The organism is Parafrankia sp. EAN1pec (assembly GCF_000018005.1).
Classification (GTDB): domain Bacteria; phylum Actinomycetota; class Actinomycetes; order Frankiales; family Frankiaceae; genus Parafrankia; species Parafrankia soli.
The window spans coordinates 4,578,110-4,600,954 of sequence record NC_009921.1; the positions used below are offsets into that span (position 1 = coordinate 4,578,110).

The window sequence follows — 22,845 nt, forward strand, 5'->3', positions numbered from 1 at the left end:
CTGAAAGCAACCGCGCCCGGGACTGTCCCGGCGGTGTCGGGAGCCGCCGGGACCCGCCAGCGACCGGCTCGTTGGTGACCCCGTGATCGGGGGCAGACTGGACGAGTGGGCAGCACGCTGCTCGGTGTGGGGGTTTGCGGATGGGATCCCAGCAGACGCCGCCGAGCCGGGATCCGCCGGCGGTGGTGCGGACGGAGCTGTTGCACGAGACGGCCCGGACCAGGGTGACGAGGCTGCTGCTCCCGGCCGGGAGCGTGATCCGCAAGGAACCGCTGGGTCCGGGCGCCCGGTGGCGGCTGCGCCACGAGGTCGACATCCTCGAGCGGCTGGCCGGGGTCGAGGGGGTCGCACACCTGGCGGCCGCCGGGCCCGACGGCCCGGCCCCCGCCCCGCCGGCCGCCGAGATCGACGGCGCGGGCTCCGCCCTGCCGGCCGACAGGGGCGGCGTCCCGCTGGCCGGCGTCGGCGGCCTCCTGCTGGCCGACGTCGGCGGCGCGGACCTGTCCCGGCGGGCCACGCCCATGGACCCGGCCGAGCTGGTCGACCTGGCCGGGGCGCTCGCCCGGGCGGTGGCGGGGATGCACGGGCGCGGTGTGCTGCACCGGGACATCAGCCCGGCGAACATCGTGGTGAACCGGGCCGGGAACCGGCCGTACCTGATCGACTTCGCGCTCGCGACGACCGCCACCGAGATCCAGCCCGGGTTCGCCCATCACAACGAGATCGTCGGGACGGTGCCCTACCTCGCGCCGGAGCAGACCGGCTGGACGGGGAGCCCCGTCGACCAGCGGGCCGACCTGTACGCCGTCGGCGCCACCCTGTACGAGCTGGCGACCGGCGCGCCGCCGTTCGGCTCGGGTGACCCGCTGCGGATCATCCACGACCATCTCACCCGGGTGCCCGTGGCGCCGTCGGTGGTGAACCCGGCACTGCCGGCCGGGCTGTCGGACGTCGTCATGCACCTGCTGGAGAAGGAGCCGGACGACCGCTACCAGAGTGCCGAGGGCCTGGCCCTCGACCTCGTCCTGGTGCACCGCGGCGCGTGCGTGCGGCCCGGCGAGCACGATCTTCCGGCGCGGCCGCTGACGCCGTCCCGGCTGGCCGGCCGGGAGCGGGAGACCGGCGAGCTCCGCGCGGCGTTCACCGACGCGGTGGCGGGCCGCTGCCGCGGGATTCTCGTCGCCGGGGCGCCCGGGGTAGGGAAGACGTCCCTGGTGAACGAGCTGCGGTCGATCGTGGCCGGTGCCGGCGGCTGGTTCGTGACGGGCAAGTTCGACCAGTACCGGCGGGACCAGGAGTACGACGGGGTCCGCCAGGCGCTGCGGGCGCTGGGCCGGCTGCTGCTGGCCGAGCCGGAGGGCTCCCTGGACGAGGTCCGGGAGCGGCTCCTGGGCGGGCTGGGCCCCGGAGCCGGCATGGCCGCCGCTGTGGTGCCCGAGCTGGCCGCGCTGCTGCGGATCCCGCCGAAGGCGGGCGACCCGATGACCGCGCAGGTACGTGCGCAGCGCGGCGCCGCCGAGACGCTGCGCGCCGTCGCGTCCCGGGAACGTCCGCTGGTGATCTTCGTCGACGACCTGCAGTGGGCCGGTCGGACCCCGCTCGGCGTGCTCGACCTGATCCTCGGCGGGGAGAAGGACCACGAGGGGCTGCTGGTCGTCGGCGCCTACCGGGACGACGAGGTCGACGCCACGCACCCGATGGCGCCGATGCTCGCGCGCTGGCGGCGCCAGCCGGCCGGGCCGCGCCACCTGCGGCTGCGGAACCTGCCCCCGCCCGACCAGGCCGCCATGGTGACCGACCTGCTGCGGCTGCCTCCGGAGCGCGGCCGGCAGCTCGCGCGGCTGATCGCGCCGACCACCGGGGGCAATCCGTACGACACCGTCGAGCTGGTCAACTCGCTGCGCCACGACGGCCTGCTGACCCGGGTGGCCGGCCGCTGGCGGTGGGCGCCGGAGACGCTGCGCGCCCGGCTCGCCCGGGCGGACGTGATCGAGCTGCTGCGCGCCCGGGTGGCGGCGCTGGCCCCGCCCGCCCGGGAGGCACTGGCGGCGGCCGCGTGCCTGGCCGGCCAGGTGGACTTCGAGCTCCTGGCAGCCGCGACCGGGCAGGCGGCGCGGGAGCTCGAGCGGCGGCTCGCCCCGGCGTTCGCGCGCGGGCTGCTGGTGCTGGAGACCGACGGGCGACGCGGCGTGCGCTTCCGCCACGACCGGGCGCAGGAGGCCGTCCTGGCCGGCCTCACCGGGCCGGCGGAACGGGCTCTGCGGCTGGCCCTGGCCCGGCGGCTCGCCGGCCGGCCCGAGTATCTCGCCGTCGCGGCCGCGCAGTACCTGCCGGTGCTCGACGAGGTGCGTCTGCCCGCGGAGCGGCGGCTGACCGCCGACCTGCTGCGGCGTGCCGCCGACGAGGCCACGCTGCTGAGCAACTACCCGCTGGTGGAGCGGCTGCTGGCCGCCGCGGTGGCGTTCACCGACCCGGCGGACACCGATCAGCTGATCGAGGTGCACACCGGCCGGCACGCCGCCCTGTACATGCTCGGCCGGCTGGAGGACGCCGACGAGGAGTACGAGACCCTCGGCCGGCTGTGCGCCGACCCGGCGCGGCGCACGGCCGCGACCCTGGTCCAGGTCAGCAGCCTCACCAACCGGGGCCGGGCCGGCGCGGCGCTGAGCCTGGGCTACCAGCAGCTGCGGCGGCTCGGCCTCGCCATCCCGGAGCGGGACGACCTCGACGGGGAGATCGACCGCGGCCTGGACACGCTCAATCAGTGGCTCGAGCGGACCACGACGGCCGACGACCTGCGGCGGGCCCGAGGCGCGGACCGGGCGGGTCCCGGCGCCGACCTGGCGGGGTCCGGCGCCGACCTGGCGGGGTCCGGCGCCGACCTGGCGGGGTCCGGCGCCGTCGAGCTCATCAACCGGCTCATGCCCGCCGCGTTCTTCGAGGACCAGCAGATGCTGGCCTGGCTGACCATACAGACACTGCGGATGTGGATCCGGGACGGTCCCGGCCCGGCCCTGGCCGGCCCCGCCGGCCACGCCGGGTTCGTCACCGTCGCCTGGCGCGACGACTATCGCACCGGGTGGCGGGCGCTGCGGCGGATCATCGAGGTCTGCCGGGCCCGCGGCTACGAACCCGCGCTGTGGCAGGTGCGTTTCCTGTATGTGCTCGGCACCGGCCACTGGTTCGACCCGCTCGAGGAGAACGTGGACGCGGCGCGCCGCGCCCTGGAGGGCCTGATCCGCGGCGGCGACCTGCAGAACGCGTGCTGGACCCACTACGCGCTGGTGTACGGCCTGTTCGACTGCGCGCCGTCCCTCGACGTCGTCGCCGCCGAGGTCGACGAGGCGCTGGCGTTCGCCGCGTGCACCGGCAACGGCCACGCCGAGGAGACGTTCCGTATGTACCGCCACCTGACGGGCATCCTCCGCGGCGCGACCGGCACCCCGGCGGCCGACGGGACGTCCGATCTGGGCCGGCTGGGCACGGAGCTGCAGGCCGCCGACCCGCTGGCCGCCGCCCAGCTGCACATCACCCGGGCGATCGCCGCGGCCATCCTCGACCACCCGGTGGAGCTGGCCCGGCACACCGCGGGGGCCATGGCGGTGCTGCCGGCCGTCCAGGCGCACTACTCGACGGCGCTGGCGCGGCTGCTGCGCTCGCTGGCGCTGGCCGGCGAGGCCCGGGCCGCGGTGCCGTCCCGGCGTGCCGCCGTGCTGGCCGAGCTGGACGAGTCGATCGACTGGCTGGCGGCGCGCGCGGCCGACGCGCCGTCCAACTACCTGCACCTGCTGCGCCTGGTGGAGGCGGAGCGGGCCTGGGCGGCCGGGGAGTTCCGAGAGGCGGCGTACGCGTACGACGTGGCGCAGCGGGAGGCCGCCACCCGGGCCCGGCCGTGGCACCGGGCGCTGATCCTGGAGCGCGCGGCGCGGTTCTACCTGGCGCACGGGCTGGAGGAGGCCGGCCACGCGCTGCTCGCCGCCGCCCGCCGCCACTACCTCGCCTGGGGCGCGACGGCGAAGGTCGCCCAGCTCGACTGGGCCCACCCGGCGCTGCCCGCCAGGCCTGTCGAGCTCACCGGGCCCGGTGAGCTCGACAGGCCTGAGAGCATCACCGGGCCCGGCGGACTCACCGGGCCCGACGCGGCGGGTCCGGCCGCCGACGTCGCCCGCCCGGCGCCGGCGCCGGCGAACGCGTCGGCCGCGGACTCACCGGCCGGGCGGCGCGCCGTCCTGACGACCGGGACCATCGATCTGCTCGGCATCGTCGCGGCGTCGCGCACGCTCAGCTCCGAGACCAACATCGGCGGGCTGCGGGCCAGGGTCGCGGGCATCCTGTCGGAGATGGCCGGCGCGACCGGCATCCACCTGCTGCTCCGTGACCAGCAGGATCAGGGTTGGCTGGTGCCGGTCGGGGACGGCGGCTCCGTGCCGCTGCCCGAGGCCGCCCGGCGGCGCCTGCTGCCGGCCTCGGTCGTCCGCTACGCCGAACGCACCCGGGAGCCGGTCGTCGTCGCCGACTCGATCCGCGACGACCGGTTCTGCCGCGACCCGTACTTCACCGACATCGACCGCTGCTCCCTGCTGGCCGTCCCCATCATGATCCGGGGCGGGCTGCGGGCGATGCTGCTGCTGGAGAACCGGATGATCCGCGGTGCGTTCGCCACCGAACGCCTCGAAGGGATCATGCTCATCGCCGGGCAGCTGGCCGTCTCGCTCGACAACGCCCTGGTGTACGCCTCGCTGGAGCGCAAGGTCGCCGAGCGCACCCAGCAGCTCGCCGCCGCCAACCGGCGGCTGGAGCAGCTCTCGCGTACCGACTCGCTCACCGGCCTGGCGAACCGGCGGCGTCTCGAGGAGGTCCTCGACGCCGAGTGGCACCGCGCCCGGCTGCACTCGACGCCGATCGCGCTGGCGATGATCGACATCGACCACTTCAAGCTCTACAACGACCACTTCGGGCACACCGCCGGTGACCGGTGCCTGCAGCGGGTCGCCGCCGGCCTGGCGGCGAGCCTGCGGCCCACCCACATGGCGGCGCGGTTCGGGGGAGAGGAGTTCGCCGTCGTGATGCCCGACACCGGCGCGGAGACCGCCGTCGAGCTGGCCCGGCAGCTGCGCCGCGCCGTCGCCGGGCTGGCCGAGCCGCATCCGCTGGTGATCCACCGGATCGTCACCGTGAGCATCGGGGTCGCGGCGACCATTCCCGACCCGGGCGACGAGGTGGCGGCGTTCGTCGAACGCGCCGACATCGAGCTCTACCGGGCCAAGCGCGGCGGCCGGGACCGGGTGGAAGGCCCCCTCCCGCGCCCCGCCACCCGTTGAGCACCCGGACCACCATGGCGCGGGCGAGGCCGAGTTCGAACGCGGCCGTGGCCCCTTCAACGGCGGCTGAGCGCACCGAACGGGACCTCGACACCATGGCCCCACGGCCCGTACCGGGCTGTCAGAGCTGTGGTCATCGTGCGCCTCCGGTCTCCTGTATCGCGGCGACGAACCGCCGCGCCACGTCGATCACCGCGTCCTCCTTCGGCAAGAATTGACCTGTATCTAACACGCGGGTTCCCTGGTCAGAGGTGACCCCGCCGTACCAGCGCCGCCATGACGCAGGCCGAGGGCGCGAGCGGGATCCACACCGTGATCAGCCGGTACCCGAGGACGGCGGCGAGGGCGGAGGTGGGTGACTGCCCCGCCGCGACGATCGCCGCGGTCAGCGCCGCGTCCAGCGAGCCGAAACCGCCCGGCGACGGGATGAGCGCGGACGCGCTGCTGGCCAGGTAGTAGATGGCGAACACCGCGCCGGCGCCCAGCGGGAGATGTAGCGCCCGCACCACGAACAGCAGGGTCGCCGCGTGCAGGAGCGGGATCGCGGTGGAGCCGCCCCAGAGCATCACCGCCCGGCTCGGCACCCGCAGGATCTCCGCCAGCATCCGGGCCTGGGCCGTCACGTGCGTCCAGCCGCGCCGGCACGCCCGCCGGATCGGCGGCAGGGCCCAGCCGACCGCGAGCAGCCCGGCCACCACGGCGGCCACCGTGGCGATCAGCCCACCAGGTGGCCCGCTCATGTGCAGGAACCCGCCGGAGAGCAGCGCGACGAGAACCGCGACATGGGTGATCATTCCGGCGGTGGCGTCGAGTCCGACCGCGGCCACCGCCTCGCGCAGAGGGACGCCGTGCCGGTTGAGGAAGCGCAGCTTCACCGCCCCGACGCCGAAGCCGGCGGGCAGCACGTGGTTGGCGACGCTGCCCGCCACCTGCACGGCCAGCATCGGCCCGACGGGCAGCCGCCGGGCGACCGCCCCCTGCAGGCTGGCGGCTCCCGCGATCCAGGTCGGCAGGGCGGCGAGCACCGCGACGGCGAGCCAGCCCGGGTGCGCGGCCGCCAGGTGGCGGACGCTCGCCGTGACCGTCGACCAGCTGTGGAGCAGCCAGAGCACCGCGAGCAGCGGGACGACGCAGGCGAGGGCCGTCCGCCACCGGTGGCTCGCCGAGCCCGCCGGCGGCCGCCGGCCGCACGCGGGCTCGGGCCCTACGGCCTCGGCCGGCGCCTCAACGACCATCGCCGCGCTCCGGCACCGTCATGCCCACCCGGGCGCCGCCCACCGCGACAGCCGCCCGGGCCCCGGCCACGGCATCTGCCCCATCCTCGGCATCTGCCGCGGTCCATGCCGCATCGGCGCCGGCGCCGATGGCGGTCGGGGCCTGCCCGCTGAGGATGCCGGCGAGGCGCAGGCTGAGCGTCTCCCAGCTCCACGCCGCCCGCATCCACGCGCGGCCGGCCGCGCCCATGCGCTCCGCCTGCCGCGGGTCGTCGAGCAGGTCGATGACGGCGGCGGCCACGGCCGTGCGGTCGTGCCCGTTGACGGCCACGCCGGTGCGGCCGGGGATGACGACGTCCGGTGCGCCGCCCTGGGCGCCGGTGATCACCGGCAGGCCGCTGGCCGCCCCCTCGAGCGCGGAGAGCCCGAGGCCCTCCAGGTCGAGCCCGCACAGCCGGGTGCGTGACGGCATCGCGAAGACGTCCGCCGCGTCGAGGTAGGCGGGGAGGAGCTCGTCGGGCACGGGACCGGCGAAGTGCACACCGTCGGAGACGCCGGCCCGCGCGGCCAAGCGGCGCAGGCGGTCCTCGGCGGGCCCGCCGCCCACGAGCAGCAGCCGCGCGTGCGGGTGCCGGCGTCGGACGTCGTGCCAGCCCCGGATGAGCGTGTCCTGGCCCTTACGGGTGACGAGGCGGGCCACGCAGATCACGACCGGCTCGTCCGACCAGCCCAGGCCCCGGCGGATCTCGTCCCCGCCGGTGCCCGGCTGGAACCGCTCGGTGTCGACGCCGCCGGTGAGCCGGGCCAGCTCGGTCCCCGGCGGGGTGACCGCCGCGAGCCGGCGGCGGGTGAACTCGGTGAGGTAGGTCAGCACGTCGACCCGCGCGCCGACGGTGGAGACCAGCAGCCGTCCGAACGGCAGCCGGGACCAGGCGACCTCGTGCCCGTGGCTGGAGGCCACCACCCGCTCGACGCCGGCCTCGCGCAGCACCGGCGCGAGCACGCCGAGCGGGGCAGCGGTGGGGAACCACGCCACCTCGCACCCGTGCGCCCGGACGGCGGCCCGCAGCTCCCGCCGGCCACGCGGCGAGGTGATCATGCCGTGCTCGGTGCGGATCACCGGAAAGCCGAGGGTGCGGTCGAACTCGGCGTCACCGGGCTGGGCCGGGGCGAGGACGACGGCCCGGTCCGGGGGTAGGCCGGCCGTCAGCCGGCAGGCGAACGTCTGGATCCCGCCGATCGTCGGCGGGAACTTGTCCGCCACCACCAGCACACGCGGCATGTCGTGGACGGCGGGCAGCGGCTCCCGCTGTCGGGCGATCACCGGGGCGCGCGGGGGGCGTGCGGTGGCGGACGGGCTGCTGGGGTGGGCTGGTGATGGCAGTGGACAACCTCTCACGAAGGGGAGCTTCGCCGCTGGATCGTGTGACGCTGATGAGAGCGCTCCAGGCGCGCGGGTCACCGCTTGTCCCTCGGGCCGGCTCCGGGGTCGAGGGCGCGCATCCCACGATTTTGCCGTCCGCCTGTGGCCGCCTGGTCAGGGCGTTGCCGCCGGCTTCCCGACATCACCGTCCGGCGCGGACGTGGGACTCTTCCAGGTTCTACCGGTCCGGCGGGAGACCGCCCGCGGCGGGCAGCGTGAGCGTGACGACGGCGCCGCCGTCGGGATGGTTGGCGGCGGTGGCGGTCCCCTGGTGGGCCCGCGCCACCGCCGCGGCGATGGCGAGCCCGAGCCCGGTGCCACCAAGGCCCGTCCCGCTGCTGTTTCCGCTGGTGCCGGTGCCGCCGTGGTCGCGGGTGCGCGCGGCGTCGGCGCGGCTGAAACGTTCGAAGGCACGCGGCAGGAAGTCCGGGGGGAACCCCGGGCCGCGGTCACGCACCCGCACGACGACGGTCCTCCCGGCCTCACCCGGCCCGGCCCGGACGTCCACGGCGGTGCCGGGCGGCGCGTGACGGATGGCGTTGGCCACCAGGTTGTCGACCGCCTGGCGGAGCATGTCGGGGTCCGCGTCCACGGCGAGGCCCGGGTCGGCGTCCAGGTGGAGGCGGACCTGCCTGGTCTCGGCGTGGCCGGTCGCGGCGCGGGCGGCCCGCTCGAGGAGGTCGCCGGCGTCCAGCCGCCGCGGGGCGGTGATGCCGCTGTCCATCCGGGCGAGCGTGAGCAGTGACTCGGAGAGCCGGATCAGCCGCTCGGTCTCCTCCGCCGCGCCCGCGACCGCGTCGACGAGCTCGTCGCGGGTGCGGGCCGGGCGGCCGGCGAGCTCGAGCTCGGCCTTGAGGTTGGTGAGCGGGGTCCGCAGCTCGTGCCCGGCGTCTGCGACGAACGCCCGGTCGCGGGCGCGGGCGGCGTGCAGCCGGCGCAGCAGGTTGTTCATCGTGGCGGCCAGGGCGGCGATCTCGTCGCGGGTCGGGGGCACGTCCAGCTCGGCGGAGCTGTCCGACTCGCTGATGGCGGCGGTCTGCCGGCGCATGCGATCGACCGGGCGCAGGGCGGCGCCCGACAGCAGCCAGGCCGCGAGCCCGGAGAGCGCGACCATCGGCGCCGTCGCGCTGACCATGATGTTGCGGACGCGGTCCTCGGCCGAGTCGGTCAGATCGGTGCTCGTCGCGACGACCAAAACCCCGTCCCGCGCCCCGGTCCGCACCGGGACGGCCAGCGCGCGCGCGTCGTCATCGTCGCCGCCCGGCTCCCGCAGCTCGCCGGACGTGAGCGACTCCGAGCGGGCGAGCGCCGTGGCCACCTGGGCGGGCTCGAGCAGCGGCTCGGGACCGGCGCTGTCGTTCGAGGCGGCGACGGAGCCGTCGGGGCGCAGCAGCTGGGCGGGCCCGGCGCCGTAGGCCCGCAGCTGCGCGGCCGGGTCCGCCGCGGCGGGGACCTGCGCGGCGAGCACGGCCATCCGGGTGCGCAGGTTCGCGTCGACGGAGTTCCGCAGGTTGGTGCGCAGCAGCGCGTAGAACAGCACGCCGGCGGCCGCGAGCACCAGCGTGGTGCCCAGGACGAACAGCAGGGTCAGTCGTACCCGCAGCGGCACGGGCGCTACGTCCCCGTCTCGGCTGTGTCGGCTGTGTCGGTGGTCTCGGTGCGGAGGCGGTAGCCGGCGCCGCGGACCGTCTCGATGCGCGACAGGCCGTCCGCCGGGTCGATCTTCCTGCGCAGGTACCGCACATACTGGTCGACCACGTTGGACGTGCCGTCGTAGCCGAGGTCCCACATGTGATCCAGGATGTAGCTCCTGGTAAGAACCTCGCCGGGGCGCCGCATCAGCAGCTCCAGCAGCGAGAACTCCTTGGCCGACAGGTCGACGGGCTCGCCGGCCCGCTGCACGCTCCGCGCGGCGGGGTCGAGGTGGATGTCGCCGACCCGCAGCGTGGCCGGCCGCTCGACGGCACCGCGGCGGATCAGCGCGCGGAGCCGGGCCGTCAGCTCACCGAAGCTGAACGGCTTGGCGAGGTAGTCGTCGGCGCCGGCGTCGAGGCCGTGGATGCGGTCGTCGACGTCGCCGCGGGCGGTGAGCATCAGGATCGGGGACCACCGCCGGGCCGCCCGGAGCCGGCGGCAGACCTCGAAGCCGTCGAGGCCGGGCAGCATCAGGTCGAGCACGATGGCGTCGTAGGAGATCTCGCCGGCCTGCCAGACCGCGTCCGTGCCGTCGTGCACCAGGTCGACGGCGTAACCCGCTTCGGTAAGGCCCCGGCGGAGCAGGTCCGCGGTGCGCTCCTCGTCCTCCACGACCAGTACCCGCACCGCTCGATCGTAGAAGGCCGGCGCCGTGTCGGCCGTCGCGCCGGATGGGCCGATCGTCACGCCGGGGACGCCGGGGACGCCGGGGACGCCGGGGACGCCGGCGCCGCCGGCGCCGCCGGCCCGCGGTGTCACGTGGTGAGCGTGCCGGTCGCCAGCAGCCCGATCAGGATGACGGCGACGGCGACCCGGTAGCCGACGAAGAGGTCGAACGAGTGCCGGGCGACATACCGGAGCAGCCAGGCGATCGAGGCGTAGGCGACGACGAACGACACCAGCGTGCCGACGGCGAGCGGGAGCACGGAGACTCCGCCGCCCACCGCGTCCTTCAGCTCGTAGAGCCCGGCTCCGGTCAGCGCCGGGATCGACAGGAAGAACGACAGCCGGGTCGCCGCCACCCGGTCCAGGTCGCGCACCAGCGCCGTCGACATCGTCGCGCCGGAGCGGGAGAAGCCGGGGAACAGCAGTGCCAGGATCTGCGACGAGCCGACCGCCATGGCGTCGGTGAGGTCGATGTCGTCCTCACCGCGCTTGCGGCGGCCGAACCGGTCGGCGAACCACATCACGGCGCTGCCGGCGAGCAGCGAGCCGGCGACGACCCACAGCGAGGCGAGCGGGCCGTCGATCAGGGACTTGGCGGCCAGCCCGACGGCGACCACGGGCAGCGTCGCGTAGAAGACCCAGCTGGCGAACTTGAAGTCGTGGCGCTGCCGGGCCTCCCGGTCGACGAGCCCGTTCGCGAAGGCGCCGACGAAGCGCCGGATGTCGGCGAAGAAGTACAGCAGTACCGCGGCGATCGCGCCGACCTGGATGACGGCGGTGAAAGCGACGACCGACCTGTCGTCGACGGGGATGTCCATCAGCCCTTCAGCGATCTTGAGGTGGCCGGTGGAGGATACGGGCAGGAACTCCGTCACCCCCTCGACGATCCCGAGGAGGACGGCCTGGCCGACGCTGATCGCACTCACCGGATTGGATCCCCTGGCTGGTTCGGGCACGGCGGCGCCGCGCGCGGTCATGTGCCAGGCAGAGTAGGACGGCACCCATGTGAGGACGATGTGGTGGTCTCCGAAGACGCAGGTGGGAGCCCTGGAACGGCTCTGCGGGACCGCTGCCAGGCCCCGGGCAGGGCGTCGGAATACAGTTCCCGACATGAAGAGTGAAGTTCTGCGGATGTCGCGGGACGTCGCCGCGCGCATCGAGCGACAGTGACGCCCGAGCCCGAGCCCGGGTCGGGCGAGGGCAGGGCGGGCGGGGGCAGGGTGCGGCTGGTGCGCCTCGAGGGCGCCGTCAACGTCCGTGACCTGGGCGGCTACCCGACCACGGGCGGGGGCCGGGTGCGCTGGGGCCGGGTCTACCGGTCGGCGGCGCTGCACCGCCTCACCACCGCCGACCTGGCCACCGTCGAGCAACTCGGCCTGCGGGTCGTCTACGACCTGCGGACCGAGGCCGAGATCGAGCGGGCGCCGTCGCTGCTGCCCGGCGGGGTCCGGTGCGAGCGGCTCGCCATCGGCGGCAGCGCGGCGAGGACCAGGGAGTTGACCGATCTCGTCGTCGCGGGCCGGCTGGCAGAGGTGCCGCCGGACTTTCTCACGCGCGTCTACGACGCGATGGCCGAGACGGGCGCACCGACGTTCGGCCGCCTCCTCACCGGGCTCGCCGAGCCGGACGCGACGCCGGCCCTGTTCCACTGCACGGCCGGCAAGGACCGGACCGGGGTCGCCGCCGCGCTGCTGCTCTCGCTCCTCGGCGTCGACGAGGCGGTGATCCTCGACGACTTCGAGCTCAGCGCCGTCCACTACACCGACCCCAAGATGGCGCGGCTGCGGCGCCGGCTCGACGGCACCGACGTGGACGTCGAGCGTTACCGGGCCGTGTTCGGCGCGCCCAGGGAGGCACTGGGCACGCTGCTGGCGGCCCTCACCGAGCGGCACGGGTCGGTGCAGGGCTACCTCGAGGAGGCCGCCGGGACCGCCCCCGACCTGCCCGAGCGGCTGCGAGCCCAACTCGTCGAGCCGCTCGGGCAGGGATGAGGGTGCCTCAGGAGGCGCCCTCGACCACCTCCACCGCGTTGCCGTCCGGGTCCTGCAGCACGGCGATGCGCACACCGGGCCCGATGGACGCGGGGCCGTGCGTCACCTTGCCGCCGTGGGCGGTGGCCCGCTCGACGATGCCGTCGAGATCGTCCGAGTAGAGGGTGATATACCGCAGGCCGGTCGCGGCGAAGAAGTGCGTGGCCGGCTCGGTGGCCGCCGGCGCCCGCCTGGGGATCATCACCTTGATCACGATGTCGGACGTCCGCAGTCGGTGCACGACTCCGGGGCCCGCCTCGATGCCGGGCAGGCGCTCCATCCCGAACGTGGTGGCGTAGAACTCCGCCAGGGACTCGTCGGTGCTGACCAGCCCGACCTCGATCCGCTGCAGCGTCAAGGCACTCCCTCAGTAGGTCTGCCAGTAGGTCTGCCGGCTCTCACTCGGCCGGCTCTGTTCGTCCGGTACCCGTTCGGCCGGGTCCCGCTCGTTCGGGTCCCGGCCCCGGTCGTTCTTCGGTGCCCGCCGCGCGGGCGGGGTCACCTCGGCGTCGCCGTGACCGGGAGCTTGGCCCAGCCGCGGACGGTGGAGGTGCGGGCCTGGACGGCGCGATCGTAGTCGACCTCCCAGCGGTCCCAGCGCTTGAGCACCTCGTCCAGCGCCACCCGTCCCTCGAGGCGGGCCAGCGCGGCGCCCAGGCAGAAGTGCAGCCCGCGGCCGAAGCTGACATGACGGCTGATCGACCGGTGGATGTCGAAGCTGTCGCCGTTGACGAACTGGCGCTCGTCGCGGTTGGCCGAGCCGTTGAGCAGCACCATGACGCTGCCCTCCGGCACCGTCTGGCCGTGCACCTCGACGTCCCTGGCGACGTAGCGGGCCTGGACGGGGGAGGGCGCCTCGAAGCGCAGCACCTCCTCGATCACCTGGTTGACCATCGACCTGTCCCGTGCGACCTGCCGGAGCTGGTCGGGGTGGTCGGAGAGGACCTTCCCGGTCCAGCCGATCAGCCGGGTGGTGGTCTCGTTGCCGGCGCTCGACAGCATGTTCACGTAGGTGAGGACCTCAGCGCGGGTCAGCCGGCGGGTCGTGCCCGTCTCGTCCTCGAACTCGGCGGTGATCAGCTCGGTCATGAGGTCGTCCGAGGGGTTGCGTGCCCGCCAGTCGAGGTAGTCGGCGAACATGCCCTCCGAGCGCGCGAGGGGGTCCTCGTTCAGCGGCTTCGGCGCGCCCTCCGTGAGGGTGAGGCCCTCGTCGACGGCGTCGCGGATCGCCTCCTGGTCCTGCTCGGGGATGCCGAGCAGCATGCCGATCGTCCGCATGGGCATCTGGGCGCCGAGGTCGGCGATGAAGTCGAAGTTGCCCTCGGCCACCAGCGAGTCGAGCGAGCGGGCGCAGAACTCGCGCACCTTCGGCTCGATCGCGAGCATCTTCCGCGGGGTGAAGACCCGGGCGAGGATGCTGCGGTGGATGTCGTGCACGGGCGGGTCTTCGAACAGGATGTTCCCCGGCGGGAAGTCGATGTTCGACCTGATGATCTCGAGGACGGAGCCGCGGCCCGACCGGTAGGTCTCGAAGTCGCCCATGACCTTCTCGACGTCGTCGAACCGGCTGATGGCGAAGAAGTCGTACTTGGCGTTGTAGTACAGCGGCACGGAGTCCCGCATCCGCCGCCACACCGGGTACGGGTCGGCGTCGATCTCGAAGTCGTACGGGTCGTAGTAGACGTCGCCGGCGGCGTCGCTGGTCTCCGTCGTCACCGTCGTCATCGCCGCGCCCCCGCCGGTGCGGTCGCCGGCGCGGCCGCGCGGGGCCGCCGGTCTGCCGGCGTCATCGAGGGCGCTGTGATCTCGGATGCGTCCGCCACAGTCCATGCTCCTTGTCGCCGTCCTGCCCGGTGCGTGTGCTGACGCACGCCCGGCCCAACCGTCTGGCCTGGGCATATCGTGCGCCGGGTGACGCCCCTCACAGAATCATCTAATTGTATGGCGCAGTCAACATTCTCTCCGCGGCTGACCTTCGCCGCCGGACGACCGTCGACAGGCCGGCACGGCTGATACAGCATGGGGGCGTGATCGGTGCGTCCGTGCGCGTGGTGCTGCTCCAGATCGCCTGCCCGGACGACGAGTCGCCGGCCGACCGCGGCGCGCGTGTCCTGGCCGACCTGCGCGGACTCGGCGCGGGTGAGGCCGACCTGGTCGTGTTGCCCGAGCTGTGGCGCACCGGCTACTTCCACTTCGACCGCTACCCCGGCGACGCCGAGGAGCTGGCCGGCCCCACCGTCGGCGCGCTGCGGGAGGTGGCGGCCGAGCGCGACCTGCACATCGTCACCGGCAGCATCGTCGAGCGCGCTCCCGGTGGGGCGCTGCACAACACCACCGCCCTCGTCGGCCCGGACGGAGCCCTCCTCGGCCGGTACCGCAAGATCCACCTGTTCGGCCACGAATCCGCCGAGGCGACGTTGCTCACCGCCGGCGACGACGTGTTCGCCGCGCCCACGCCGCTCGGGGCCGTCGGTCTGGCCACCTGCTACGACCTGCGGTTCCCTGAGCTGTTCCGGCTGCTGGTCGACCGCGGCGCCGAGGTGGTCGTGGTGGTGTCGGCCTGGCCGCTGGCCCGCCTGGAGCACTGGGAGCTGCTCGTGCGGGCCAGGGCCGTCGAGAACCAGGTCTTCGTCGTCGCCTGCAACGCCGCCGGCCGGCACGGGGGAGTGGAGCTGGCCGGCACCAGCCTCGTCGTCGACCCGTGGGGCACCGTGCTGGCCCGGGCCGGTACCGGCCCGCAGACCCTGCGGGCGGTGCTCGACCGGGCCAGGCTGGCCGCCGTGCGCGCCGACTTCCCAGTGCTCGCGTCGCGGCGCCTTGCATCACCCGATGTAGGGCGGCCCCGGCTGATGTAGCCGCACCACCCGGGGCCTCGGACACGAGACCCGTGGAGGTCCCGAACCGTGCGATCCACCCTGCCGGACTTCGCCCGAACGGCGGCGGTATCCCTACTTCAGGCCGGCCTGTGCGTCATCTGCGGCCGGTCCGTGGATGCCGCCCTCGGTGTCAACCGCGTCGAGGGCGACGTGGGCCTGTCCGGACTGGGACGCGGTCGATGCCTCCTCGAGCAGCGCGACCACCGCGGCCGGTGTGCTGCCGGCGGCCAGCGACGCGGCCATGTCCGCCGTCCGGGCGGCGTCGGCGTGCTCGCCGAGCGCGCCGGCCACCGTCACACATGGCGAGCACCTGGCTGGTCGGCCGTCGCCGTCGATCTCAGGGCGCCGTCCTCGCCCCCGGAACGGCCACGGCCCGCCGGTGGTGTCCGGCGGGCCGATGGTCCCGGCCGGGTGTGCGGATATCGCCGGCTCCGCCCCGGACGGAGGGCCACCTCCAGGGCCGAGGTGACGCCAACGGCGCCGGGGGCAACGTCTCCAGACCGCCGGCCCGGGATTGACAGAGTGGGGTCGGCGGCCGGGCGGGGCGCCGTAGGCCACTGTCGTGCGAGATGGCAGCCCCGCGGCACCCCAATTCGCCTAGTGCCCAGGGGCGGGTCGGCCAAACCCCCGTCCCGGCATCACTCCGGCCGGTATCCGAACGGCGCTCCGCGTCCATCTGAGGGCGCCGTCTATGGGGCCCAGGAACGCCACAGCCCGCCCGGATGTCCGGGCGGGCTGGTGGTGTTTGGTTGGTGGGGGGGTCGGGATTGCCGTAAGCGACGGTCAGGCGACGCGATCCGCAGCGCGCAGGCGCTCGGGCGACGACGTCCGGCTCGTTGGTCCGGGCCGCGGCGGTCGCCCGCATCTCCGGCGTGCCCAGCATCTGCGACACCGCGATCCGCCGGCGGGCGGCGCGCACGGACAACACGCGTGACAGACTCGATGGACAGCGGAGCTCCCGGAGCAGGGGACTTGTCTTGGTCGACTGCCTCCTAATGGTTCGAATGATTTGTGAGGTTCGCCACCTGGCGGACGTCGTGGCGGTCGCGCGACGGCCCGCGGTCGGCTCCTGACACCGTTCGGCGGCCGTCGCCGCCGCGCCCCGGGGCGGGTGGCCGTTACGGCCTGACGGGCCGCGGCCCGCGTGCCGTGGACGTCCCATCGCTGCTTGGCCGGTAGGCCTTCCCAGGTCAGGGCGGCTCTGCCCGGCCCAGCGCGAGAGCGAAGTTCCTGCTGACTGGAAGTCAAGATCTGGATCCGTTGGGCCACCAGTGCGGCCCCCGGCCGCCGGGCGTCGGCCGACCCCCGGGGCGACATCGATGTCTAGCCGGTCGGCTAGCGTGACAGCCGTATCCCAGGTGTCGCCCAGGGAGGCGGGGGGACGGCCGGCGCAGGCGGCGTGCCCGCGCGCGGGCTGGCCGGTGGGGCGGGCCCGCGGGCGGCCTCGGCCCCCGGTCGGGACCCATGGGGGCGGGTTTGATTCTCGCGGTAGGAGCCGATAGTTTCCTCTCACCGAGAAGGAGCCTTCCGGAAACTGGCAGTGACACTTACCTCATCATGATCGGCCGGGGCAGGGCTGGCAGCGCTGCGTCAAAGCCGTTCGGGTGATGAGATTCGGGGCACCGCTACGGCGCGCGAGAAGAATCGGAAACGCGAATGTCACGCCCGACCAAGGGCCGGCGGGGAGCGGAACCAGTGGCCTCGTCCCCCTGGCCCCGCCGGTCCCGCGGCCTGATCGCCGGCCGACAGCGGCAACGCTGTTCTCGGTGGGGCGATACGCTCGTCCGCGAACCGCGGGTACGTCGTGCCGTCCAGCGGTGGGCCGGTGTGTCGTCGTGGTTTCCGCGGTGCGCACTCGCCGGTTCCCGGCAGCGATTCGGTTGCTCCAGCATGCCCAGCCCGACCGGACCCGGTTGATCCGCGTTGTACGGCCGCCCAGGTAGGACACGGGCGACCAGGTCGCATCCAGGCGACGCAGCCGGTCGGGATAGCAAGAGGAGGAGATCCGTGAGACCCCGTAGAACTGTCGCGGCCGTCGCTGCCCTCGCAGCGGTGACCGTCTTCGTCGCAGGATGTGGCCGCGACTCGGGCGGCGAATTAGGGAGTGAGGACACTCCCGCCACCCAGGGGTCCACGGCCGCCGCAGCGGGTGACTTCGGCGACCTGAAGGACGTCTGTGGCACCGGCGACCCGAAGGGCGCGCCCGCTCAGGGCGTGACCGCGAGCGAGATCAGCGTCGGTGTCTTCAGTGACGTCGGCTTCACCAAGAACTCTGAGTTCGACGACGCCGCCAAGGTGTTCACCTCCTGGTGTAACGAGGCCGGCGGCATCAACGGTCGCAAGATCGCCTACAACCTGCGGGACTCGAAGATCTTCGAGACCCGCCAGCGGATGATCGAGTCCTGCCGCGAGGACTTCGCGATCGTCGGCGGTGGCAGCGCGCTCGACGCCGGCGGCGTGGAAGAGCGCCTCAAGTGCCTGCTCCCCGACATCCCCGCGCAGACGAGCCAGCCGGAGAACATCGGCTCGGACCTGCAGATCGACGCGATCGGCGCCGGGCACTCCTACATCCGCTACGCCGGTTACTTCAACTGGCTGCTGAAGGAGGCCTACCCGGCCTCCGCCGGTGCGGTCGGCATCATCGCCGGTGACTCCCCGGTGACCAAGGTCATCGGGGACCAGACGGTGGAGGCCGTGCAGAAGGCCGGCGGGACGGTCGCCTACAACGACCTCTACCCGGCGGCCGGCGTCTCGGACTGGACGCCCTACGCCCAGGCGCTCAAGAGCAAGGGCGTGAAGGGCCTGGTCTTCCAGGGCGACTTCCGCAGCCTCGCGAAGCTCGAGCAGGTGCTGTCGTCGATCGACTACAAGCTCGACTGGATCGACGCCAACAGCAACGCCTACGGATCCGCGTTCGTGGAGCTCGCCGGCGACGCCATCAGCACCCAGAACAACCTGGCCGACCTCAGCGGGGTCGCGCCTCTCGAGGTGGCGGACGAGATCCCCGCCGTCCAGAAGGTCCTGGACCTCTACAAGGAGTACGCGCCCGACGCGGAGGTCACCTTCCCGGCACTGCGCGCCTTCTCGTCCTGGCTGCTGTTCGCGGAGTCGGCCAAGGAGTGCGGGGACGACCTCACCCGCAAGTGCCTCTACGACACGGCGCGCGAGCAGACCAAGTGGACTGCCGGTGGCCTGCAGGCCTCGGTCGACATCACCAAGGCCGACGCGCCGCTGAAGTGCTTCAACGTCGTGCAGGCGAGCGCGGACGGCTGGAAGCCCGCGGACTTCGAGCCTGACACCGGTGTGTTCCGCTGCGATGCCCCTTCCGTCAAGTACACGGGCTCGTACGGCACGCCGCTCACCCTCGCCAGCGTCGGCAAGAGCCTGAGCGACCTCAAGTAAATGGAACAGCTGTTCACTTTCGGGATTGTGGGGCTGAGCACCGCCGCGATTTACGCCATCATCGGCAGCGGTCTGGTGCTCACCTACACCACCACCGGCGTGTTCAACTTCGCGCACGGTGCCGCGGGCATGATGGCCGCGTTCGTGTACTGGCAGCTCACCGAGGGCTGGGGGCTGCCGGTACCGATCGCGCTGGTCCTGGTACTGGCCGTGCTCGCGCCCGGTTTCGGCCTGCTGGTCGAACGGGTGGTGCTCCGGCCGGTCCAGGGCCTGGGCGAGGCCGAACGCCTGGTGATGACGGTCGCGATGCTGAGCGGTCTCATCGCGGTCGCCCGGTGGATCTGGGACCCGAACGAGGCGCGGTCGCTGCCGACCTTCTTCGCTGACCGCGCCGCGATCGACATCGGGCCCGCCACGATCACCTGGCACCAGGCCCTGACGATGATCGTCGCGGTGGCGGTCGCGATCGGCCTGCGCGTTCTGCTCTACGGGACGCGCATCGGCGCCGAGATGCGGGCGAGTGTCGACGACCGGGCGCTGGTGGGTCTCACCGGCGCCAACCCGGTTCGCTCGAACCAGGTCGCCTGGATCCTCGGCACCCAGCTGGCGGCGATCGGCGGCATCCTCATCGCGCCGTCGGTCTCGCTGGACGCCGGCCAGCTCTCGCTGCTGATCGTCAGCGCCTACACGGCTGCCATCTTCGGACGGCTGCGCAGCCTGCCGTTGACCTTCCTCGGCGCGGTCGTCGTCGGGTGCCTGGAGAGCTATCTGACCGGGTACCTCCCGAGCAACGACTACCTGCCGGGGCTGCGGCTCGCGGCGCCCGCGCTGCTGCTGTTCCTGGCGCTGCTGGTGTTCCCCCACCGGCGGCTGCGCGGCCGGGACACGAAGGCACGCCCGGTCGCGGTCCCGTCGGTGCGGGGGACCCTCGTGTTCGCCGGGGCGATCGTGGTGTTCGGGATCGTGCTGGCCTCGGTACTGGGCGAGGGCGACCTGATCACCTACGGGCAGATCTTCTCGTTCGGTGTGATCGCGCTGTCCTACGTCCCGCTCGCGGGTTACGCCGGGCAGATCTCGCTGTGCCAGCTCAGCATGGCCGGCATCGGCGCCGCGGTCTGGGCGCACATGGGTGCCGACGGCGGGATCTGGGCGCTCGCGGCCACCGTGGTGATCTCGGGGGCGGCCGGTGCGCTGGTCGCGCTACCGGCACTGCGGCTCTCCGGCGTGTACCTGGCGCTGGGTACGGCGGCCTTCGCGGTCATCCTCGACCGGTGGATCTTCACCCTTCCCGCGTTCGACCTGTTCGGGGCGAAGATCTCGCTGTACGACGGGGGAACGGTCGACGTGTCCGGGCCGTCGCTGTTCGGCTGGCATCTGGACAGTGGCTCCGAGCTGATGGTGTTCTCCGCGGTCTGGCTCGCGCTCACCACCCTGGCGGTGGCGTGGCTGCGCCGTGGCAGGTTCGGCCGTCAGCTCATCGCGCTGCGGGACAGCGAGGCGGCCTACGCCACCCTCGGTGGCAACCTGCTGCGGTCCAAGGTGGCGGTCTTCGCGATGTCCGCGGGTATCGCGGGCCTCGGCGGGGCGCTGTACGGCATGCAGCAGCGGTCGGTAACCGCCGAGCAGTTCGGTCTCGTCGCCGGCCTGCCGCTGTTCCTGATCGCCGTGATCGGCGGCCTCACCTCGGTGGGCAACGGCCTGTTCTCGGGGGCCGCGCTGGGCGGATCGTTCCCGGTGATCTCCGCAGCGGGGACGTTCGCGCAGAACATCACCTCGGTGCTGCCCGGCCTCGCCGGGCTCGGGCTCGCGCGGAACCCCGACGGCGCCGTCCCCGAGATGCGCGCCGGCGCCGAGCCGCTCGGCCGGAACAAGCCCGTCCTGGCCGGGCTCATCGGCGCGCTCGTCGTGCTCTGGGTTCTCCAGCTCGGCGACGTGCTCGACGGCTGGCTGACCTTCAGCCTGGCGCTGGTCCTGATCGTCGCGGCCCAGACCTACGCGCAGGTCCGGGAGGCGAAGCCCGTCGAGTCGGACGTCCCCGTCGAATGGTGGGGCGTGCGTCGGGCCTGGCGTCGCGAGGACGAGGAGGTGCTGGCCCGTGGCATTGCTGGAGGTTAAGAACGTGACGGTCGCCTTCGGGGGCGTTCGCGCCCTCGACGGCGTCGCCATCGCGGCCGAGAAGGGGCGGGTCACCGGGCTGATCGGGCCCAACGGGGCCGGCAAGAGCACGCTGTTCGACGTGATCTCCGGGCTGCGCCGGCCGTCGTCCGGGCAGGTGTTCATCGACGGCCACGACGTCACCCGGCTGGGCCCGTCACGGCGCAGCAAGCACGGGCTGGCCCGGACGTTCCAGCGGCTGGAGCTGTTCGGCCGGCTGAGCGTGCGCGACAACCTCCTCGTCGCCGCGGAGCTGGGCCCGGAGCGTCGCAACGCGGCGACCCTGGTCCCCGAGGTACTGGACAGGCTCGGCCTGACCGGCATCGCGGACACCTCCGCCGACACGCTGCCGACGGGCGTCGCCCGGCTGGTGGAGGTGGCCCGGGCGCTGACGGTCCGGCCGAAGCTCCTCCTGCTCGACGAGCCCGCCGCCGGGCAGGACGCCGAGGAGACCGAGCGCTTCGCCGACCTGCTGCGCTCGCTCGCCGCCGACGGGACCACCGTGGTCATCGTCGAACACGACATGGATCTGGTCATGAGCGTGTGCGACGACCTGTACGTGCTCGACCTGGGCAAGGTCATCGCCGCCGGCTCTCCGGAGGAGATCCGGCGCGACGAGCTCGTCCTGGCCGCCTACCTGGGAGACGCGGCATGACACCTCTCCTGGAACTGCGGGACGTCCGCGCCGCCTACGGGAAGATCACCGTCCTGCACGGCGTGAGCCTGAGCGTCGCGGCGGGTCAGGTGGTCGCCCTGCTCGGGCCGAACGGCGCGGGCAAGACGACCACGCTGAAAGTCGCGGCCGGCACGCACCGGGCCGAGTCGGGCCGGCTGCTGCTGGGCGGGCGCGACATGACCGGAGCGAACCCCCGCGATCTGGCGCGCGCGGGGGTCTGCCTCATCCCGGAGGGGCGCGGGGTTTTCCCCAACCTGTCCGTCCGGGACAACCTCCTGATGATGACCTTCACCGGTCGTTCCCGGGAGCAGATCGAGGAGATCGCGTTCGCGCGGTTCCCCATCCTCGCGAAGCGCGCCAACCAGGCCGCGGGAAGCATGTCGGGCGGGGAGCAGCAGATGCTCGCCCTCGCCCGGGGGCTGGCCACCGACCCCGCCGTCCTGCTCCTCGACGAGCTGTCCATGGGGCTGGCCCCGCTGGTGGTCGCCCGTCTCTACGAGCAGGTGGCCGAGATCGCCCAGCAGGGCGTCGCCGTCCTGGTGGTGGAGCAGTTCGCCGCCGCGGTTCTCGGTATCGCCGACCACGCGGCGGTACTGGTGCGTGGACGGGTCGAACGCCAGGGCGCCCCCGACAGCGAGTTGCGCGCCGAACTATCCGCCCTCTATCTGGGGAGTTCCACATGACGTCCACTGACGCGCGCGCGGACCGCTTCGTCCGCGAGCTCGGGGAGTTGAAGATCCCCGATCCGGCGGCCGGCCGGCCTCAGCTGTGGGTACGGCTCGGGGTGGCGTTAATGGTGGTCGGCGCCGCTCTCGGCGTGACGGCGTACGCGATGTCGCACGGCACCCGGGACCCGCTCGTCCAGCGCGACGCCCTCGCGCTCGGCCTGGGCGGCGTGGTCGCGAGCGTGGTGGGGGCGGCGCTGTTCCTGCGTTACTCCCTGACCGGCTTCCTCCGGTTCTGGATGGCCCGCCAGTCCTACGACCTCGCCCAGCTCGGCGACCGGCTAGCCGGGGTCGAGGCCGTCACCGGCCCGGCGGCCCTGGCGGCCGCGAACGGTGCGGTCGCCACCTCGGCGGCCGAGCCCGCCGCGGAGCAGCCCGCCGCCGAGGCGCCGGCGGAGACGTCCGAGGCGGCGGCCTCCGAGGCGGAGACGTCCGAGGCGGAGACGTCGGAGGCGGCGGCCTCCGAGACGGCGGCGCCGGCCGCGGAGCCGGCGACGAAGGAGTCCGTCTCGACCTGACCTGGCGGTCCTGAAAAGGCTTGCGGCCAACGACATCGTCGTTGGCCGCAAGCCTTTTCGCGTTCCCGGAGCCGTCTGGCCAGGCCTTCCGCCCTTGCGGACCCACCCATATTCGTGACATTATGCTGCCGTCAAAGCTTCCCGA

The 22,845-nt window shown here is 73.6% G+C and carries 17 protein-coding genes; 8 read left to right on the top strand and 9 right to left on the bottom strand.

Features of this window, described 5'->3' with window-relative positions; translation table 11 throughout:
- The first annotated feature begins 140 nt into the window (after window positions 1–140).
- Window positions 141–5,321, top strand: coding sequence for a diguanylate cyclase (locus FRANEAN1_RS18690; RefSeq protein WP_020461382.1), 5,181 nt, complete (start codon window positions 141–143; stop codon window positions 5,319–5,321).
- A gap of 245 nt (window positions 5,322–5,566) precedes the next feature.
- Here FRANEAN1_RS18690 and FRANEAN1_RS18695 read toward each other — a convergent pair whose 3' ends face one another.
- The 5 genes from FRANEAN1_RS18695 to FRANEAN1_RS18715 form a co-directional block, all read right to left on the bottom strand.
- The gene (locus tag FRANEAN1_RS18695) at window positions 5,567–6,556 is read right to left on the bottom strand and encodes a lysylphosphatidylglycerol synthase transmembrane domain-containing protein (protein ID WP_020461383.1); all 990 of its coding nucleotides are present in this window, start codon (window positions 6,554–6,556) and stop codon (window positions 5,567–5,569) included.
- Window positions 6,546–7,817, bottom strand: a complete 1,272-nt coding sequence (locus tag FRANEAN1_RS18700; protein ID WP_020461384.1) for a glycosyltransferase family 4 protein — start codon at window positions 7,815–7,817, stop codon at window positions 6,546–6,548. The genes FRANEAN1_RS18695 and FRANEAN1_RS18700 overlap by 11 nt, the downstream gene beginning before the upstream one ends.
- A 319-nt stretch (window positions 7,818–8,136) precedes the next feature.
- Window positions 8,137–9,567: an ATP-binding protein gene (locus FRANEAN1_RS18705; protein WP_020461385.1), complete on the bottom strand. Its 1,431-nt coding sequence runs from the start codon at window positions 9,565–9,567 to the stop codon at window positions 8,137–8,139.
- Window positions 9,568–9,572: 5 nt separating this feature from the next.
- The gene (locus tag FRANEAN1_RS18710) at window positions 9,573–10,280 is read right to left on the bottom strand and encodes a response regulator transcription factor (protein ID WP_020461386.1); all 708 of its coding nucleotides are present in this window, start codon (window positions 10,278–10,280) and stop codon (window positions 9,573–9,575) included.
- A 128-nt stretch (window positions 10,281–10,408) separates the two neighbouring features.
- A complete protein-coding gene (locus FRANEAN1_RS18715; RefSeq protein ID WP_020461387.1) occupies window positions 10,409–11,245 on the bottom strand; it encodes an undecaprenyl-diphosphate phosphatase in 837 nt (278 codons plus the stop codon).
- Between the two features lie 240 nt (window positions 11,246–11,485).
- Between FRANEAN1_RS18715 and FRANEAN1_RS18720 the strand changes: the two genes are divergently transcribed.
- A complete protein-coding gene (locus tag FRANEAN1_RS18720) occupies window positions 11,486–12,310 on the top strand; it encodes a tyrosine-protein phosphatase (protein WP_020461388.1) in 825 nt (274 codons plus the stop codon).
- A 7-nt stretch (window positions 12,311–12,317) separates the two neighbouring features.
- Here FRANEAN1_RS18720 and FRANEAN1_RS18725 read toward each other — a convergent pair whose 3' ends face one another.
- From FRANEAN1_RS18725 to FRANEAN1_RS18730, 3 genes are read right to left on the bottom strand one after another with little or no spacing between them, the layout of a single operon-like run.
- Window positions 12,318–12,707, bottom strand: coding sequence for a VOC family protein (locus FRANEAN1_RS18725; RefSeq protein ID WP_020461389.1), 390 nt, complete (start codon window positions 12,705–12,707; stop codon window positions 12,318–12,320).
- A 9-nt stretch (window positions 12,708–12,716) separates the two neighbouring features.
- Window positions 12,717–12,851, bottom strand: a complete 135-nt coding sequence (locus tag FRANEAN1_RS43665; protein WP_347176667.1) for a hypothetical protein — start codon at window positions 12,849–12,851, stop codon at window positions 12,717–12,719.
- Complete coding sequence (locus tag FRANEAN1_RS18730) at window positions 12,848–14,074, bottom strand: cytochrome P450 (protein WP_020461390.1); 1,227 nt, start codon at window positions 14,072–14,074, stop codon at window positions 12,848–12,850. The genes FRANEAN1_RS43665 and FRANEAN1_RS18730 overlap by 4 nt, the downstream gene beginning before the upstream one ends.
- 317 nt (window positions 14,075–14,391) lie before the next feature.
- On the opposite strand from FRANEAN1_RS18730, the gene FRANEAN1_RS18735 reads away from it, so the two are divergent.
- A complete protein-coding gene (locus FRANEAN1_RS18735; protein ID WP_020461391.1) occupies window positions 14,392–15,204 on the top strand; it encodes a carbon-nitrogen family hydrolase in 813 nt (270 codons plus the stop codon).
- A gap of 93 nt (window positions 15,205–15,297) precedes the next feature.
- Here FRANEAN1_RS18735 and FRANEAN1_RS18740 read toward each other — a convergent pair whose 3' ends face one another.
- The gene (locus FRANEAN1_RS18740; RefSeq protein WP_020461392.1) at window positions 15,298–15,522 is read right to left on the bottom strand and encodes a hypothetical protein; all 225 of its coding nucleotides are present in this window, start codon (window positions 15,520–15,522) and stop codon (window positions 15,298–15,300) included.
- 1,710 nt (window positions 15,523–17,232) lie between these two features.
- On the opposite strand from FRANEAN1_RS18740, the gene FRANEAN1_RS18750 reads away from it, so the two are divergent.
- The 5 genes from FRANEAN1_RS18750 to FRANEAN1_RS42365 are packed head-to-tail and all read left to right on the top strand — an operon-like array spanning window position 17,233 to window position 22,700.
- Window positions 17,233–18,627 carry an ABC transporter substrate-binding protein gene (locus tag FRANEAN1_RS18750; protein ID WP_020461393.1) on the top strand — a complete coding sequence of 465 codons (1,395 nt, stop codon included), beginning with the start codon at window positions 17,233–17,235 and terminating at the stop codon, window positions 18,625–18,627.
- On the top strand, window positions 18,628–20,742 hold the full coding sequence (locus FRANEAN1_RS18755; RefSeq protein ID WP_020461394.1) for an ABC transporter permease: 2,115 nt from the start codon (window positions 18,628–18,630) through the stop codon (window positions 20,740–20,742).
- Window positions 20,723–21,436, top strand: a complete 714-nt coding sequence (locus FRANEAN1_RS18760; protein WP_020461395.1) for an ABC transporter ATP-binding protein — start codon at window positions 20,723–20,725, stop codon at window positions 21,434–21,436. The genes FRANEAN1_RS18755 and FRANEAN1_RS18760 overlap by 20 nt, the downstream gene beginning before the upstream one ends.
- A complete protein-coding gene (locus FRANEAN1_RS18765) occupies window positions 21,433–22,140 on the top strand; it encodes an ABC transporter ATP-binding protein (RefSeq protein WP_020461396.1) in 708 nt (235 codons plus the stop codon). The genes FRANEAN1_RS18760 and FRANEAN1_RS18765 overlap by 4 nt, the downstream gene beginning before the upstream one ends.
- The gene (locus FRANEAN1_RS42365) at window positions 22,137–22,700 is read left to right on the top strand and encodes a hypothetical protein (RefSeq protein WP_020461397.1); all 564 of its coding nucleotides are present in this window, start codon (window positions 22,137–22,139) and stop codon (window positions 22,698–22,700) included. Before FRANEAN1_RS18765 ends, FRANEAN1_RS42365 begins: the two co-directional genes overlap by 4 nt.
- Window positions 22,701–22,845: the final 145 nt, after the last annotated feature.